The 15,488-nt window shown below is 62.7% G+C and carries 12 protein-coding genes and 2 pseudogenes; 4 read left to right on the top strand and 10 right to left on the bottom strand.

All coding sequences use genetic code 11. From position 1 onward, the window contains the following. Positions 1-176 precede the first annotated feature (176 nt). The 7 genes and pseudogenes from ACVISU_RS28150 to ACVISU_RS28120 all read right to left on the bottom strand — a co-directional run bounded on the left by ACVISU_RS28150 (position 177) and on the right by ACVISU_RS28120 (position 7,883). The gene (locus ACVISU_RS28150; RefSeq protein WP_456709028.1) at positions 177-1,175 is read right to left on the bottom strand and encodes a polyprenyl synthetase family protein; all 999 of its coding nucleotides are present in this window, start codon (positions 1,173-1,175) and stop codon (positions 177-179) included. 132 nt (positions 1,176-1,307) lie between these two features. Then, positions 1,308-2,651, bottom strand: a complete 1,344-nt coding sequence (locus ACVISU_RS28145) for a cytochrome P450 (RefSeq protein WP_456709027.1) — start codon at positions 2,649-2,651, stop codon at positions 1,308-1,310. Further along, positions 2,651-3,496: an SDR family oxidoreductase gene (locus tag ACVISU_RS28140; protein WP_456709026.1), complete on the bottom strand. Its 846-nt coding sequence runs from the start codon at positions 3,494-3,496 to the stop codon at positions 2,651-2,653. Before ACVISU_RS28140 ends, ACVISU_RS28145 begins: the two co-directional genes overlap by 1 nt. Then, positions 3,483-3,791, bottom strand: coding sequence for a ferredoxin (locus tag ACVISU_RS28135; RefSeq protein WP_456709025.1), 309 nt, complete (start codon positions 3,789-3,791; stop codon positions 3,483-3,485). The genes ACVISU_RS28140 and ACVISU_RS28135 overlap by 14 nt, the downstream gene beginning before the upstream one ends. Position 3,792: 1 nt before the next feature. Continuing rightward, the gene (locus tag ACVISU_RS28130) at positions 3,793-5,082 is read right to left on the bottom strand and encodes a cytochrome P450 (RefSeq protein ID WP_456709024.1); all 1,290 of its coding nucleotides are present in this window, start codon (positions 5,080-5,082) and stop codon (positions 3,793-3,795) included. Between the two features lie 94 nt (positions 5,083-5,176). Next, positions 5,177-6,379 (bottom strand): cytochrome P450, encoded by a 1,203-nt coding sequence (locus tag ACVISU_RS28125; RefSeq protein ID WP_456709023.1) that lies wholly within the window; start codon positions 6,377-6,379, stop codon positions 5,177-5,179. Positions 6,380-7,675: 1,296 nt separating this feature from the next. Then, positions 7,676-7,883: pseudogene (locus ACVISU_RS28120) on the bottom strand (DUF3606 domain-containing protein). Positions 7,884-7,987: 104 nt separating this feature from the next. Between ACVISU_RS28120 and ACVISU_RS28115 the strand changes: the two are divergent. Beyond that, positions 7,988-8,141: pseudogene (locus ACVISU_RS28115) on the top strand (DNA ligase); the annotation flags it as partial. Between the two features lie 219 nt (positions 8,142-8,360). On the opposite strand, the gene ACVISU_RS28110 reads toward ACVISU_RS28115, so the two are convergent. Beyond that, positions 8,361-8,543, bottom strand: coding sequence for a hypothetical protein (locus tag ACVISU_RS28110; RefSeq protein WP_456709022.1), 183 nt, complete (start codon positions 8,541-8,543; stop codon positions 8,361-8,363). A 154-nt stretch (positions 8,544-8,697) separates the two neighbouring features. Beyond that, a complete protein-coding gene (locus ACVISU_RS28105) occupies positions 8,698-10,683 on the bottom strand; it encodes a methyl-accepting chemotaxis protein (RefSeq protein ID WP_456709021.1) in 1,986 nt (661 codons plus the stop codon). 727 nt (positions 10,684-11,410) lie between these two features. Between ACVISU_RS28105 and ACVISU_RS28100 the strand changes: the two genes are divergently transcribed. Genes ACVISU_RS28100 through ACVISU_RS28090 form a run of 3 tightly spaced genes read left to right on the top strand, consistent with a single transcriptional unit; the run spans position 11,411 to position 13,004 of the window. Next, positions 11,411-11,779: a hypothetical protein gene (locus tag ACVISU_RS28100; protein ID WP_456709020.1), complete on the top strand. Its 369-nt coding sequence runs from the start codon at positions 11,411-11,413 to the stop codon at positions 11,777-11,779. A gap of 46 nt (positions 11,780-11,825) precedes the next feature. Further along, positions 11,826-12,275 carry a hypothetical protein gene (locus ACVISU_RS28095; protein WP_456709019.1) on the top strand — a complete coding sequence of 150 codons (450 nt, stop codon included), beginning with the start codon at positions 11,826-11,828 and terminating at the stop codon, positions 12,273-12,275. Between the two features lie 3 nt (positions 12,276-12,278). After that, complete coding sequence (locus ACVISU_RS28090) at positions 12,279-13,004, top strand: SOS response-associated peptidase (RefSeq protein ID WP_456709018.1); 726 nt, start codon at positions 12,279-12,281, stop codon at positions 13,002-13,004. A gap of 179 nt (positions 13,005-13,183) precedes the next feature. On the opposite strand, the gene ACVISU_RS28085 is transcribed toward ACVISU_RS28090, so the two are convergent. Continuing rightward, the gene (locus ACVISU_RS28085; protein WP_456709017.1) at positions 13,184-15,397 is read right to left on the bottom strand and encodes an nSTAND3 domain-containing NTPase; all 2,214 of its coding nucleotides are present in this window, start codon (positions 15,395-15,397) and stop codon (positions 13,184-13,186) included. Positions 15,398-15,488: the final 91 nt, after the last annotated feature.

The following is a 15,488-nucleotide window of genomic DNA, read 5'->3' as shown; positions in this document are numbered from 1 at the left end:
CCCCGATGCTGGCGCTGGCCCGCCGCATAGGCTTGCGCGCAGTGCGCCGCGAGCGCCGCGGCCGTGCGGGGCAACCGCTGCGATCGGTGCCGGAGACTTCGCACATAGTGCAGCTTGCACCGCTGCCGCCAGCCGATCGCAGCGGCACACGGGCATCTCCAAGCGGACGGGCACGCTCATGCGCATGGCGCGTGCTTGAACAGATACGCGTTGGCCTGCTGCAGGATTTGCGCCAACCGTTCTGTACCCGGCCCCAGCGGCGCGATGGCCTCCCCGGCATCGCGCAACAGATCCAGCGCGAACTGGCGCGCTGCCTGCAGGCCCATGATCGACGCGCAGGTCGGCTTCTGTGCCTCCGCGTCCTTGCCGGGGGTCTTGCCCAGCGTCGCGGTATCCGCTGTCACGTCGAGAATGTCGTCGATCACCTGCAACGCCAGGCCGAAACAGGCGCCGTAGCGATCGAGCGCCCGGTACAGCCCAGCGTGCGCGGCATCCTCCGCGATGGCACATAGCGCGCCCATGCGAACGGACGCGCGCACTAGCGCTCCGCTCTTCATCCGGTACATCGCCACGATCCTATCCAGCTCCACGTGCTTTCCAACCAGCGACAGATCGATGGCCTGCCCGCCTGCGGCACCCTCGGCGGACACCGCCTGCGCCAGTTCGCGCACGAGCGCGATACGGTGGTCGCCCGGCGCATCCAGGCTCGCCAGGGTCAGAAAGGCGTGCGCCTGCAACGCATCGCCGACCAGGATCGCAGTAGCTTCACCGAACTTGACGTGCACGGTCGGAAGGCCGCGGCGAAGCACGTCGTCGTCCATCGACGGCAGATCGTCGTGGACCAGGGTGCAAGCGTGCATCATCTCGATGGCAGCGCCGACGCCCTCGAGCATGTGCGCCGGCGTGTCGGACAGTGCGCCGGCAGCCAGGCAGAGCAAGGCACGGGTGCGCTTCCCGCCATGCAAGGTGGCGTAGCGCATCGCGGCCATCAGCTCGGTCTCGCCGTCACGTTCGACAAAGAGAAGGCGCGCCAGCACCTGTTCGACCCGCTTTGCACCGTCCTGCATCCAGATCTCGGGCAGCAGCCCGCCGGATGCGCCGCGCGCCGGCGCGCCCAATCCCCCGAGCGCGGAATCACCAGTTCTGTCGTCCTGTGGCGTGGAAGCGGTCTGCATGTTGTTAATGTCCTTGTCCCCGACAAGCGAGCCACCGAGGTGTTGTCGGCGTCGCACCGTGCGCGCGCCGAGTGCAGCGTTGCCGCGCGGCGCCGGCGCCGCTGCCTCGCCACATGCGCTTGCGATGCCAGCTCATGAGAATCCGATGCGCATAATCATGGACGGATGTGCGGTCGGGTAATAGCGCCGGCCTTTTTCGGCGTCGCTCAGCAACCGCGGCCGCACCCCGGCCTCGTGCATGGTCAGCGCCAAGGCGATGCAGAACTGCACCAGTTCCAGCCATGCCAGGTGGTACCCCATGCAGACGTGCGGACCGGTACCGAACTGCAGCATGTCCATCGGACGGATCGGCTCGGTGCGTTGCAGCCACCGCGCCAGCCGAAACTGATCAGGCGCCTCGTGCAGCAGCGCCGAGGTCGAGAAATGCAGCAGCGGGACGCACAGATCGGTGCCCGCGGGAATGCGCCGTTGGCCGACGCGCAATTCACGCACTGCGCGACGCACCAGGAGCGGCGTCGCCGGATGCACGCGCAACGTCTCGCGGAACAGCGCCTCGGCAACCGGGCACTGCGCCAGATCCGCGTGCCGGGTCGGCACCGCACCCACGCGTTGCGCCTCCTCGACCAGGGCGTCCCACAGCCCAGGCTGCCGCGCCAGCTCGATCACCATCCAGGCCATCGTCGAGGCGGTGGTGTCGTGCCCACCAAGCAGCAGCAAGCGGATATTGGCGACCAGGACGTCATCGGAAAGCGCATCATTGCTGCGATCGAAGGCGCTCACCATGTCGTTGATCAACCCGGTGCGCGAGGCATGTTCACGCGCGGCGCGGACGAACTCGCGCAACCGCGCATCGATCCAGTCGCGGGCAGCGCGGCCGCGCCGCAAGGGCAGTCCGGGCAGGTCGACCCGGGGGGCGACGATCAGCTGCAGCAGTTGCCGGTATTTGCGATGCCATCCCGGCAGGTCCTGCGCGGGGATTCCCATGAGACTGAAGATGAGCTTGAGCATCAGATCGCCGGTTTCGCGCAGGATGGTTACGTCGCCGTGGTCGCGCCACCTCTGCACGCGCGCCCGGATGACGGGCGCGAACAGCTCGCCGATGCCGGCCTGGGTCAGTCCCTTGGGCAGAAGCGCCACCTGGATCGCGTCGCGCGCCTGCCGGTGCGCGATGCCGTCCTGGGCAACCAACGTTCCGCCAAACAATTCGGGCGCGATATCTTCGATCAGCGCCGAGGACACGTCCTTGTGCCGGAGCAGTGCGAGAGCGTCCGGATCCAGACTGGTCATCAGATGTCCGGCAGGGCCGAAATCCAGCCAGAAGTGGCTGCCCAGCGTCCGTTCCGCGCGCCGCAGCAGGCGCGGCAGGTCGCGGACGACGGCGGGAAGATGTCCGACCAAGGGGAAAGCGCCCGGCACGACCGGGATGTCGTGCCGCAGCCGATGCCGACGGTTCAGCGGGTTGAGCAACATGTCCATCAGCAGCCCCGCGTCGCGTCCGCTTCGGCGGTCTTGCCGGAAGGCCGCGCGGCGGGGCTGTTGCCACCATCGGCGTACGTCGGCACATGCGCCAGCATGCCGCCGTCGATGCACAAGACCTGGCCAGTAATGAACGCAGCATCGTCGGAGAGCAGGAACGCCACCAGCGCGGCCACGTCTTCGGGGCGGCCGACGCGCGGCAGGAGCTGGTGCCGGCGCAGATGCCATTGTGTGCACTCGTCCAGCTTGGCGAGGAGACGATCGGTCATGATGAGACCCGGCGCAACCGCGTTGCAGCGGATCTGCGCATGACCGTACTGGGTGGCGAGCGAGGCGGACAGCATGTTCATCGCCGCCTTCGACGCGGCGTAGGACGTCTGCGCGGTGTCACCGCTGAGCCCCTGGCACGACGACATGTTGACAATCGCGCCACCACCGCGGGCGATCATCCGTGGGATGGCCTGCCGGCAGCATAGCAACGTGCCGCGCAGATTGGTCGCCATTGTCTGATCCCAGACCGCCAGGTCCAGGTCGAGGATCGCGCGGTCGCGCGGAGTCAGATGCATGGCGCTCGCGTTGTTCACCAGCAGGTCGACCCCACCGAAGTGCCGCTCCGCCGTTTCGAACAGCGCTGACACCGCCTGCGCATCGGCGATGTCTGTAGCCGAGGCCAGCGCGTGGTCCGCCTCGGATGCAATTTGCGCGGTGCAGGCGATAGCCGCCGAGCCATCAATGTCGGCGACCACCACCCTGCCTCCCTCGCGCGCGATAGCGAGGGCGCATGCCTTGCCGATGCCGGCGCCGGCACCGGTCACCACGGCCACCTTGTCTTCAAATCGTCCCATCGTGCCCTCCTGGGTGGCGTTGGTCTCTTGCGGCATGCCGCTCGGCCTTCGGTGTAGAAGGCGGAGGATCGGCGCTGCCGCGCTCGTCGTCGCCAGCGTCGCTTTCGATGACCCGAATGGCGGCGACTGGGCATAGGCTCGCCGCCAACCTCACGGCGGCGTGCAGCGCCTGCGGGACCATCGCCACGCACACTTCGGCCACGCCGTCCGGTTCGCGCTGGCGAAAGGTGCCCGGCAGCGTCAGCACGCACTGCCCGCTGGTTCCGCACAGATCCTGGTCGACCACGACGCGCATCTCAGCTCCGCTGTGCATGCAGCCGCACCGGCAGCGCGCGGAACGTCCGAAGGAACGCGGAGGGCTCCCGGGTCGGCTGCCCGGCCAATGCGAGCGTGGGGAAACGGGCCTGGATCCGCGGCAGGCTCTCGGCCAATTGCACCCGGGCCAGTTGCGCACCGAGGCAGAAGTGAATGCCGTGGCCGAAGCTCAGCATGATCTGCCCGTCGGTCGAGATACCTGGACTGGTGCCGTAGAACCGCGCCGGATCGAACCGATCGGGATCGGCGAAGGCGTCCGGGTCGCGATTGCCGGACGCGATCAGCACGCGCACGTCCGCGTTCTTCGGGATCACCACGCCGCCCAGTTCGATGTCGCGCTGGGCGATACGCGGAATGGAGCTGAACATCGCGGGCGCGTCGCAGCGCAGGACTTCTTCGACGAACGCCTTCACCCCCACGGCGTCTCCCTGCAGCCAGCGCCTCTGTTGGGGATACGCCGACATCGCCAGGACCGCATGGTCGATGGTGGCAGCAGTGGTGGCGAAGCCGCCGAGCAGCATGCCCCACAACATGCTGATCAACTCCGCATCCGACAGCGTGTCGGCATCATCGTCGTGTGCACCGACCAGCATCGACACGATGTCGTGGCGGGGATCGGTGCGCTTGCGCTGGATGAGGCCGCCGAAATAGGCCTTCACTCTGGCACTGGCTGCGTCCGCCGCGGCGAGCTGGGGATCGCTGGCGCGCGGGCTGAGGCCTTCCAGAATGGCGCCGATGCCGGCGGCGAGCCCGAACATGTCGTCCTGGGGCATGCCAAACAGTTCGGCGAAGATTAGCATGGGCAAGGCCAGCGCGAATTCCCGATGCAGGTCCACGGCCTCCCCGCGCTCCAGTGCGGGCGCCATGCTGTCCAGGCGCGCGGCGACGATGCGCGCGATGCTCGGCCGCAGGTCGTCGATCTGGCGCATGGTGAAATCGCGCGAGATCAGCCGGCGCAGACGCGTATGCGCCGGTGGGTTCTTCATCGCGAGCGTGGACGCCAGCAGATTGAGCGACAGGCTGGTCGCCGCATGCGGGAAATAGCGCGCCAGTTCGCCTGGCGCCGGTCCGAGAAACGCATCGCCCGTGGCCTTGAGCGCCCAGTAAATGTCGGCGTGGCGGCTCAACAGAAAGAGGCCCGACGCCGCGCGATGCACCGGATCGTGCTCGCGCAACCACCGCATGAACGGATACGGGTCGTGGATGCACGCCGGCGACGCTAGTTCGGCGAAAGCGTCCGGGCATGCTGCCGTGGTTTCTTGCACGTCCATCCTGATTACCTGTCGGCGGCTTGACCTGAGCGGCGCGCCCCAGGCGCGCCGGCAAATTGGGGAGAGGATCGCGATCCGCGGTGGCGTCCGCGCATCACCAGAGCACCGGGAACTCCTCGAAGCCGCCAGTAATGATCTCCTTGCGCAACTTCAGCTCTTCAGGCGCCACGGCCAGACGCAGCGCGGGAAAGCGCTGGAAGATCGAACCGAACACCGCCTTGAGCTCCAGCCTGGCCAGCGCCCCGCCGATGCAGGAGTGCGGCCCGTAGGAGAACGCCAGATGTGGTTCTTCCTGGCGTTCGATATCGAAGATTTCCGGGTCATCGAAATGGCGCGGATCGAACGACGTCGCCGGAAGGCCGACCAGCACTTTGCTCTCCGCGGGAATATCCACGCCCGCGATGGTCACGTCGGTCCTCGGATATCGCATGATGCCGTCCCAGCCCGCGCCCGGTGGGTACATGCGCAGGATTTCCTCCACCGCCTTGTCCACCAGGGACGGATCGCCGACCAGGCGTTCGCGCTGTTGCGGATGGCGGAACATGGCCAGCAGGCCGAATTCGATCTGCGCGACGGTGCTCTCGTGCCCGGCCACCAGCATGCCCGCCGCAAGGCCGACCGCCTCTTCCTCGGCCGCCTTGCCCTGGTCGACCGCCGCGAGCAGATCCGTCAGCAGGTTGTCGCCCGGAGTCTGGCGCTTGTCGCGCATCTTGCCGCGCATGTAGGCGCGCAGTTCTTCCCAGGCCCGGCGCGACGCACTGCGCGGGCCGCTTTCATGCTGGTGCGTCATCACCTCGTCGGACAGCCGGGCAAAAAAGGCGTGATCCTCGTAGAGCACGCCCATCAGCGCGCTGATGACCATGGCCGGAAGCGGAAAGGAGAGGTGGCGCCTCAGGTCGGCGGGCTGAGGCTGGGCCGCTAGTTTCTCAAACAACTGCGCGGCGATCGCTTCGACCTGCTGCGCGAGCAGCTTCAGCCGGCGGTTGCTGAAGGCCGGCGCCACGATCGTACGTAACCGGGCATGCTCGCCCCCCTCGTGCGAGACCAGCCAGCCCGGCGAACCGAGAATCACCGAATCCGGGGTGAATGCCGCCGGCGGCATTCCCGCGGGCCGGAATGCCGCGTCGGACAGCACCGCCTTGGCCTCGTCATAGCCTGTCACCCACCAGCCTTCGTGTCCGGACGGGAAGCGCACGCGGTGGATCGGACCGTTGGCGCGTAGCGCCAACATCTCCGGCGAAGGCTCGATGTGATCGACGCGCCACATCGGCAGCGTCGGCAAGGATTGTTCGGACATCTTGGCGCATCACTCTCTAAGCGATGAAGGGGCGGAAGGTGACCGATAGAAGCCGCAGGCAGCGAAGACGGTAGGTAGACGACAGCCTCCGCGACGTTGGTCCGCACCAGATCCCCCATCCGCACGAGTGGCGTGAAGAAGGCTCACCGCAATTCCAGTCGTCCCAGCGCACGCTCAGGCAGAAGGGGCCCTAGCCGAACGGCAGGTGCGGGTTGCGCCGACGCATGACATCGAACCTGTCGGCATCGCCAAGATGGACTGACCGTACGGATTGGTGAAGGAGGCTCGAGGTACCCGCCATCAACTTGCCCGCCAATATAGCCTGCGGCGCAGTCGCACTTTTCCGGTGGCAGTTTCGCTGGCTCCCAAAAGAAGAACTCTAGATCGCATTCAACCCTTCCCTGCATTTCTCGGTCCACTACCGAGCGCCAAGTCATGCCACAGCAAACCGTCGGAATGGACCAAACGCGAACAGCGACGCGCGGCGTGTCCGCCCCAAAGATCATCGCACCGCGATCGGTGATGATGCCGTGAACAGAGCAAATCGCGTGCCGAGGTGAGTTCGCAGGCTCAGCAGGCACTTCGTAGCGCGCACATGTCAGGTTTCTGGCATTGTGTCTCAATGCCGACAATGGCGCAGCAAGTGCCCGACAAAGGCCTGCTCTCGCGCTGAATGTGCGGGGGGCCTTGCGCGGATTTCAAGCAACCGGATTGGCTGTGGAATGTGGTTCGCAGGAAACCACTCCGATGTCGGCGGTAGTTATCTCGAAAATGAAACCCGCATCTCATGCGGCCCAGACTTTTCCCGACCGCAAGCGGCCCGACAGATTCGGCATCAAGGTATAGATTCCGAAAGTTGAATGCGGATCGCTTGGTCCCTGGCACGACGAGCGCGAACTCGGTCACTTGCGGCTGCAAGTCAGGGGCCGTCTCCCCCCAACACGAGAGCGCGGTGCGGCTCAGGCTGCACGCGCAAAGACCTAAAGGAACGTGATGGAGGCCATCCTGCAAGAGCCGCCTGGCACTACGGACGCTGTGGGGACGGGCGATCCACGTGCCCCAGGAAGCGGGCGCCATCCGCGAGTGCGAGGAGCACGGTTGGATGCAGGACCGCGCCGATCCGCATGCACGAGAGCGGGCCTTCGATATCGCCCGTCGAGACCCTTCAATAGGCGTTTCCGCTGGGGCAGCGGAAGCCGCGGTTCGCGACGTGCTGGACTCGATTGGAGACACCTGTCCAGAATGCCCCCAACGAGGAGGACCGGCACTAAGCATCCACGCCAATTCGTCTCCGACTCAGCGGCCTGACTGTTTCTCCACCCGCTTGCGCGCGTTGCCGACCTTTTTGACGGCCTTCTTCACCGCCGGTGCTGACTTTCCGGTCTCCTTCGCCTCGTACTGCACTTCGTAGTCCTGCCCCTGCCACCCGCGCCCGATCCTGCTTTCGTCCGCGCGCCGTCTTGCTCTTCTTCGCTGCCGCCTTCGGTGCCTCCTGTTGTGACATTCAAGCAACGCGACAGTGATTCGCAGGTTCCGGAACGATTCGAACCGTGCCAATTTGAATCGGCTGTAACGCGGAGTTCTTCCAGTGGCGTTTCAGCGTAACAAGCCGACGGCACCACCGACTTCTCCATCCTGCAGAACGAGCGCTCAAGGGCAAATCGAAGAGCATCGTCCTCGTAGCGTTCGATCTGTTCTATCTGAACGGCCGCGACATCCGACTCCCGCTCTTCAGCGCAAAGCCGAACTCAAGAACATCCTAATAGCGGTACCCGGGAACGGAGCAGTGATAGCGACGCCGGCATACGCCATAACGGCGGCCCCTTTCCCGAGTGCCCCCGGCGAGGAGCTTCATGAGTCCTTGCGCGAGGGATCGAACCCGCATGGCCGAGACGCTGCGCGGCTCGGTTCAGGAGAGCCCGTTGCGGCATCGGCTGCACGCGCCGAGCGGAAGAAGTGGCCCGGGCTTGAATCGGAGGATCTAGATTTCCTCACGCGCATGCGTCTGCGCGTCATAGATCCTGACCCGAAGCTTGGGAAAGCGTCTCTTCAGTTCTTCTCCGCCGGCCCTGGCGCCCTCTTTGGTTGCAAACTCAGTTTTTAACAGGCCATCGACTTCGAGCGCGAAGCCTGAAGTCGGCATCTTGCGGGCGGCAGCAACCATCTTGTTTCGTCTCATATTGGAGTTTGCGCACAAACTGCTTAGCCTGAGTCGGCGAGAAGCCGCCAGTCACAACGGCCATTGTTGACCACGAAGTGGCGCCTTTCTGCAATTCGCATGCTGGTCTGGATGCTCTTCGGTCTACGCCTCCCCCAACCTAGGCCGCCTGGATTCTAGCGAGGAAGTCGTCCAGCTCGCGCTTCAGCCGAGTACCTTCCTCAGAAAGCAGTTCGGCAGACCTTAGCACTCCCGCCGAAGCCTCCCCGGTCAGCTTTGCGCCCTTAGTGACCTCACCGGCGCTTGTCGCCACCAGCGTCGTCCTGGCTGCGGCTTCCTGCACATTGAGTGCGATGCTTTGGCTGGTCATCTCCTGCTTTCCGATCGCCTCCACCACGGTCCCCGCAATCTCCGAGATGCGTCCGATGAGGCCGCCAATTTCAGCAATAGTCCCAACCGAATCGCGTGTCGCAGCCTGTATCCCGCCGATGTGTTCACTGATCTCAGCGGTCGCATGGGCGGTCTGCGTCGCGAGAGATTTCACTTCCTGCGCGACGACCGCGAATCCCTTGCCGAAGCCTTCGGCGCGTGCAGCCTCGATGGTGGCGTTCAGCGCGAGCAGATTTGTCTGCCGCGCGATCGCGGCAATCAGCTGGACGACGCCGCCTATCCGCTCGGCTGCGACTGCCAAACCGGATATTCGCTGGTCGCTCAGCTGCGCCATACGAACCGCTTCGTGCGACATACTGGCCACCTGGTCGACCTGCCGGCCGATGGTGGCGATGGTTCCCGCCATTTCGCCGGTTGCGTCCGCGAGGCGTTGAACATTGGCGGAGGTCTCCTCCGATGAAGATGCAACCTCGACGGAGAGTTGCCTGCCCCGATCGGCCGTGCCGGTAAGGCTGCGCGCGGACGCTTCGAGCTCTGATGATGCGGATGAGACGGTGCCGATAATCTCGCCCACAGCGTTTTCGAACTCACCGGCGAGCCGCGCAATATCGGCCCTGCGCTGCTCGGCCGCGATACGATCCAGTTCGGCGCTCGCATCGACATCGGCCCGTGCCTTCTGGCTGGCTGTCAGTTTGAACATTTCGACCGCTTCGGCCATCTCGCCGAGCTCGTCCTTCCGGCCAAGACCCGGCAAAACCACATCGAATCTCCCCTCGCCGAGCTGGCGCATGGCTGCCGTCATCGAAGTCACCGTTTTGGCGATACGCTGGCCGAACAGGAGTGCGGTGAGCCCCACAAGAACCGTTGAAAGTCCGATCACCCAGATGAGCGTCTGCCGGATCTCTTCAGCACGGCCTTCAGCAACCTGCGAACGCGCCCCGGCAGCGGCCATGATCTTCACCAGCGCCGGACGGACACGGTCGTAGATCTGTCCAAGATCGACCACCTGGTCGTTCAGCGCTTGCTGCGTGACCATGAACGCAACGAAACTTGACTTGTATGCGCGGATCAGTTCGAGGATCTGGGATTTCGCCTCCTCTGGCAGGTTGGCCTGAGCAAGCGCGGTTTCGAATATCGCCTCCTGATCGACCAGTTGATCGCCATATTTGTCCTCGCCGCGCAGGATGAAATCCTTCTCGTGCCGGCGCATCATTAACATCAAGGTGGTCAGGCCCGGCTGGTTCAGCTCCTTCAGCCGCTGCTCGACGTCGTGAACGGCATTGCGCAGCTTGCCCTGAAATCCCTCATTCTCATTGAAGCCGAGATTGCGTTGGGCGGAGACAACGTTATGAAACCGCGTTGCATACAGACCAATCACCGAGCGCAGGGACGTCACCTGCTTGAGCGGGTCGTCATCCGGTAACATCGTCACAAATGTTTCAACGTAACCGAGATCTGCGAGCTGCCGTTCATAACTCTCGGCATGGCTCTTGATCAAGACATCACTTGGTTTGCGGAGGAAGTCGTTTGCGATTTGTCGCGACTCCAGGACGCTTTGTGACAGAGATGCGACATGATCCTTGAATTTGGTGCTGTCGTTTGATTCGCTTTGAACAAGGCGCGCGTAATTCAGAGCGCCGGCGCAGATCATGCCGGTGACAAGAACCCCTGAAATTCCAAGCAGTGCCATTTGGCTGCGCAACCCGATGCGGAAACGCCTCGATGGCCTGCCGTTGCTCGTCACAACTTCGCTCATGTTACCCCTTGAAAGAGTTGGTGCTCCGGTGGCCGCATTGGTGAACACGGCGCCGACACGCGTTGGTCAGTATTGGCTAGACGGGAGTTGTTGACCTGGTTCGTTCGGTCGATGATTGTCCGGCTCAATAGGTCAGATTGATTTCGAAAAGCTGAACTCGCACCGTACGTTCTGATCGACGTGAACGACGAGCTCTCCGGCGACTGCAACATCATGCCCACGATAAGCCAATCATCGACCTTCTTTGCAGAAAAGATGCGAGCGTGACGCGAAGTTCGCCGATAAGCGGCACGACACATCGATAGCGTCATGATTCGGACGCGTACTATTCTGACAACAACAAAACGATCGCCCGCTGGCTCGATGCTTCCGCAGCCAATCACTTCGGAAAATCACCTTCCGCGAGTACCGACGCGCGTCATTGGCATCCCGGCCACGATGCACTCTATTCATTGCTCGGAGACTTACGCGAAGCACTGCACTCCCCGGGGAATCTCAGCCTTGTACTAGCAGCCGGAACAAACGACGGGCCACAGGATTCGTCGTATTCGGAGTCTATTGCAATGCTGATGATCAGTGAACGAAGGCCGATAACACGGACGCTGCGCGGATGGGCGATCCACGTTCTCCAGGAAGTAGGCGCCATCCGCGAGTGTGAGGAGCACGGTTGGATGCAGGACCGCACCGACCCGCATGCGCGAGAGCGGGTCGACCCGCGACCTGGCGCATGCCGACCCCGGAGCAGATGGAAAAGCTGGCCGCCGAGGCAGCCCGCAGGCCAACACCTTCCGCTGCGGCTCCGGATGCACCGCTTCCGGCCGAATACTGGGACTCGGTGCTCAAAGATCCTCGCGCCGGCGCGACCGCAACCGAGATCCGGCAGCGACGTCTTTCCGACGTTCAGCGCCACGTCCTCCGCGTGACCTGCCGCCGCTGCGAGCGAATAGTCGAAATCCAGACGGCCGATGCAGTCCGATTGTATGGCCGCAGCGCGGCCTGGAAGGACGTCGCGCAGCGGCTGCTCGACAACACCTGCCAGCAGCGCACCGGCAGGCATGAAGAAGACGGGTGCTGGCCAGCGTTCGAGACGCCGTAGTCGCTCTGGATTTGCCGATCCGATCTCTTTGCGCCTGGATGTCCGGATGGCCCCAAAGTATCACCCTACGCCCCTGTCGGGCGGCGATCGCAAGGCTCTAGCAAAAGAGCTCGGCAAGGCGCGGGCGATGGCGAGCATCCTGGCCACCCAATCGGCGGAGATGCGGGCCAAAGGCGAGGCAATGATCCAGCAAGCCGACAGGCTGCTTTGCGAAAGCTGGAACGAGCGGATGTGGAGTGACGGCGAACCGATCGATCCGTCGCCGACCATCGACCAGGCCGTGAACGGAGGCTTCCCCTGGCTGGAGATCAGGTGCGCGCGCTGCAAGACGCCGAGCGACGTGGACCTCGCGACGATTAAGCACCCGCCCACCACCTTCGTGCACGATCTCGCCAGCCGACTGCGCTGCCGGAAATGCGCCAAGGTGGGCCGGCGTCCATCCGCGACTCTGCTACAGTTGACGTGGCAGCCGCGCCACTCTCGAACCGAATCCTGACTCATGTGCAATCTTTATTCGATCACGACCAACCAAGCCGCGATCAGCGCGCTGTTCCGCGTCGTGAACCGATACGTTGGCAACCTGGCGCCGATGCCCGGCGTGTTTCCCGACTACAAAGCACCGATCGTGCGCAACGGGGTCGAGGGCCGCGAACTCGCTACGGCGCGATGGGGGATGCCATCGTCATCAAAGGCGCTGATGGACGCCACGAAGAAGCGAGCCGAGAAGCTACAGGCCAAGGGCAAGACGGTCGATTTCAAGGAATTGCTCAGAATGGAGCCGGATGGCGGGACAACCAACATCCGCAATGTAAAGAGCAAACACTGGGCGCGCTGGCTCGGCCCCGAGCATCGCTGCATAGTGCCGTTCAACTCGTTCAGCGAGTTCAACAAGCCTGAGGGCGGCGATATCTGGTTCGCGCTCGACGAGACTCGCCCCCTCGCCTGCTTCGCCGGCATCTGGACCAACTGGACGTCCGTCCGGAAGGTCAAGGAAGGCGAGACGACCAACGATCTCTACGCGTTCCTCACGACGGAGCCGAACGCCGAGGTCAGCGCCATCCACCCCAAGGCGATGCCGGTCATTCTGACAACGCCGGAAGAAGTCGAGACCTGGATGACTGCTCCTCCGGACGAAGTCTTGAACCTGCAGCGGCCGCTTCCGTACGGATCGCTCAGGATCGTCGCCCGCGGCGTTAAGGAAGACCCGGCCGGGCAGACAACGTAACCGACGAGGACGACGACCAGGCAGAGCCCTCGGCGCGCCAACGCAAGATCAACGCTCGCCACCAATAGCGGATCGACGCGCGGTACGTCGAGTAGCGAAGCAATCGATAATCTCGCGGGTTCTAAATTCATCTGCATCCGCGAGCGGTGAATGGGAATAGATCGCCATCTCACTTCCGACTAAAGCGAGAAGCTGCTGAACATCGATCTAATCTCCTCGTCGGAGACGTCTGGTTCTTCTTCGGAGGGATCAAACCCGCCGTATTGCGCGCTGGAGTGTCGTATTCGACCTTCGAAGATGGCCTGTCTTCGGTATTCGATGTCGCGAGCGGCACGATCATCCTTGCACTGGAATTTGATCATGAGTGCATTGAGGTCCTTCTCGAAGTCATCGAGTTCGTCTGGGTTGTCGATATCTCCCAAAGTTTCATCGATATGATCAATAAACTCCTTCAGCGCCATTTGAACGTTTGCTGTCGCGTCGGATGGCGACGTACCAAAATCCCAAAGCGTGCCCGCCGCTGCGTCGAGATCCTCCAGAGTCATGTATCCACCCCAATAGCCCAACAAGCGACCCGTCGCCTGCGATACCGCGTCGCGGACTTCCTGCATCTGCTGCCCAGGCAACGCCGACGACGGCGCCTTCTCAAGCAAAGACCTGCACAAATCCGCATCGTCTTGCTCCAAATCGGCATCACGCAGATCGTCCGCCGCCGCGGACACTTGCGGGAGCAAGGCCGCACCCCGCAACAAATCAAAGGATTCAAGTATTAATGCCAGTCGCTTGAGCGAGTTTCCCGTGTTGCTTTGGACCATGCGCGACATTGCCGCCGCCCACACGGACGGAAAATCAGGAAATGCACGCTCGGGCGCTCGGCGATACAAGCTCCAGCATTGCTTCAGTTCGGTATAATCAGACAGTACGCCTACCGCCGCAGGCAGAAACCGATCTTCTGCAACGGCTCGATCCAGAAAATCTCTCACCCCAGGATTGGAGAATCGAACCTTGCGGTCCTGTATCGCTAGCACCGAACCCTCAAGTTCTTTGAGGGCACCCCGAAAAGCGGCAGGCCGCTCCGCCGCAGGAAGGGTTCCGCCCATCGCGACGTATATCCGCCCAAAAGTCTGCTCCAAATCCGAGAAATTGATCAGAGGTTCGTTGAAGTACAGCGCCAACATCAGCGTGCGAGCTTCTCGCGCAAGCTGTGTCCGGTAAGGCCGCTCCCAGAGCTCCGATGGATTGTCGAGAACGGACTGAATGACGGTTCTGGTCGGCTTCCTCGCGATAGCGAGATAATCGGGCGATGTGAGGAGATCGATGAGGCGTGGATTGAAATTGCGATGGTCGATGATCTTAAGGAAGAAATCCTGACCCAACATCACTTTTAGGTCTGCCTTACTCATTTCTGAGAAATAGAGATGATTGTACAACATCTTTGCTCTGACAGACCTGGTGTAGCGGCCGACGTCAAGAACGAACTCGCTGGAATTGATCGCCGACTCCGCGAGTCGGCCGGAAACGGCCTGAGCTTGCCTCAGGATGTAGTTTCTCGTCGTCAAAACGAAGCGGAGGTTGTCGTGCGACCGCACTTTCTGCAGGAAAGGAGGAAAGCGCTGATCGGTGCTTCGCACAAGGTCGCTCGAGAGCGCCACTTGCCCCAGAAAATCGTCGAAAAATATGAGTCGCTTCGTCTCGTCGAGAGGCAACTCGAACGCCTCCCGAATGTCGTCTATCACGGAGATGTTCCATCCCTGCTCGGCATGGAGCCATACCAACATTCGTGCCAGGGTCGTTTTGCCCACACCGGGCTCGCCGGAAATAATCAGAGACCCTGCTCGCGCCAGGATCGCTTCGGCAGCCGGAACGCTTTCGTTGTGGACGAACTTTTGCGTCATCTTTTTGATGAGCGCCATTTCTGTCTCGGTACGATTATAGACGCCGCTATGCAAAATCCTTTCGAGCACCGCCGAGCTCGCTAGCCATAGCTTGAAATGCCTGTGTTCGATCTGCCGATGGCGGCCCAGCAGGTTGTTGAGATCTCCCGAACCGAGGACATCGGCATCGATTAACGGGGCCGAGGGCATGGCTGCCCTTATCTTTGACTTCTGAGACAAGGACAGCGGCATCGACGTAGCTAAAAGATAGCGACGTGGACGAAGCTTGGCTATTTTGACGTCTTCTGCGATGCAGGCGCGAATAAGGGATGGGAAGGTGCTGCCGACGAAATGCTTGGCCTGAACAATGGCACGACCGTCGCCGCTCGCGAATCTGAAGTCGACGCCCTGATCCTTTCCAGGCTTGAAGCTTTCAAATCTGACACCAAGCTCGGCCTGCAGTAGGTCGCGCACAAGTTCCTCGAAATCCAGCGGTGAGAGGGTCCTAAAGTCGTACACGAACGATCCAATCTGTTGAAAGAAAAGTGTTTCAACGAAGCTGAGCCAATCGGGATAGAGAGCTAGCGAATTAACATCAACGCGAATATAT

It is taken from the genome of Bradyrhizobium sp. USDA 4452 (assembly GCF_054063575.1).
Note: the sequence above shows the minus strand (reverse complement) of the source record. Positions and strands in the feature narration are given on the sequence as shown.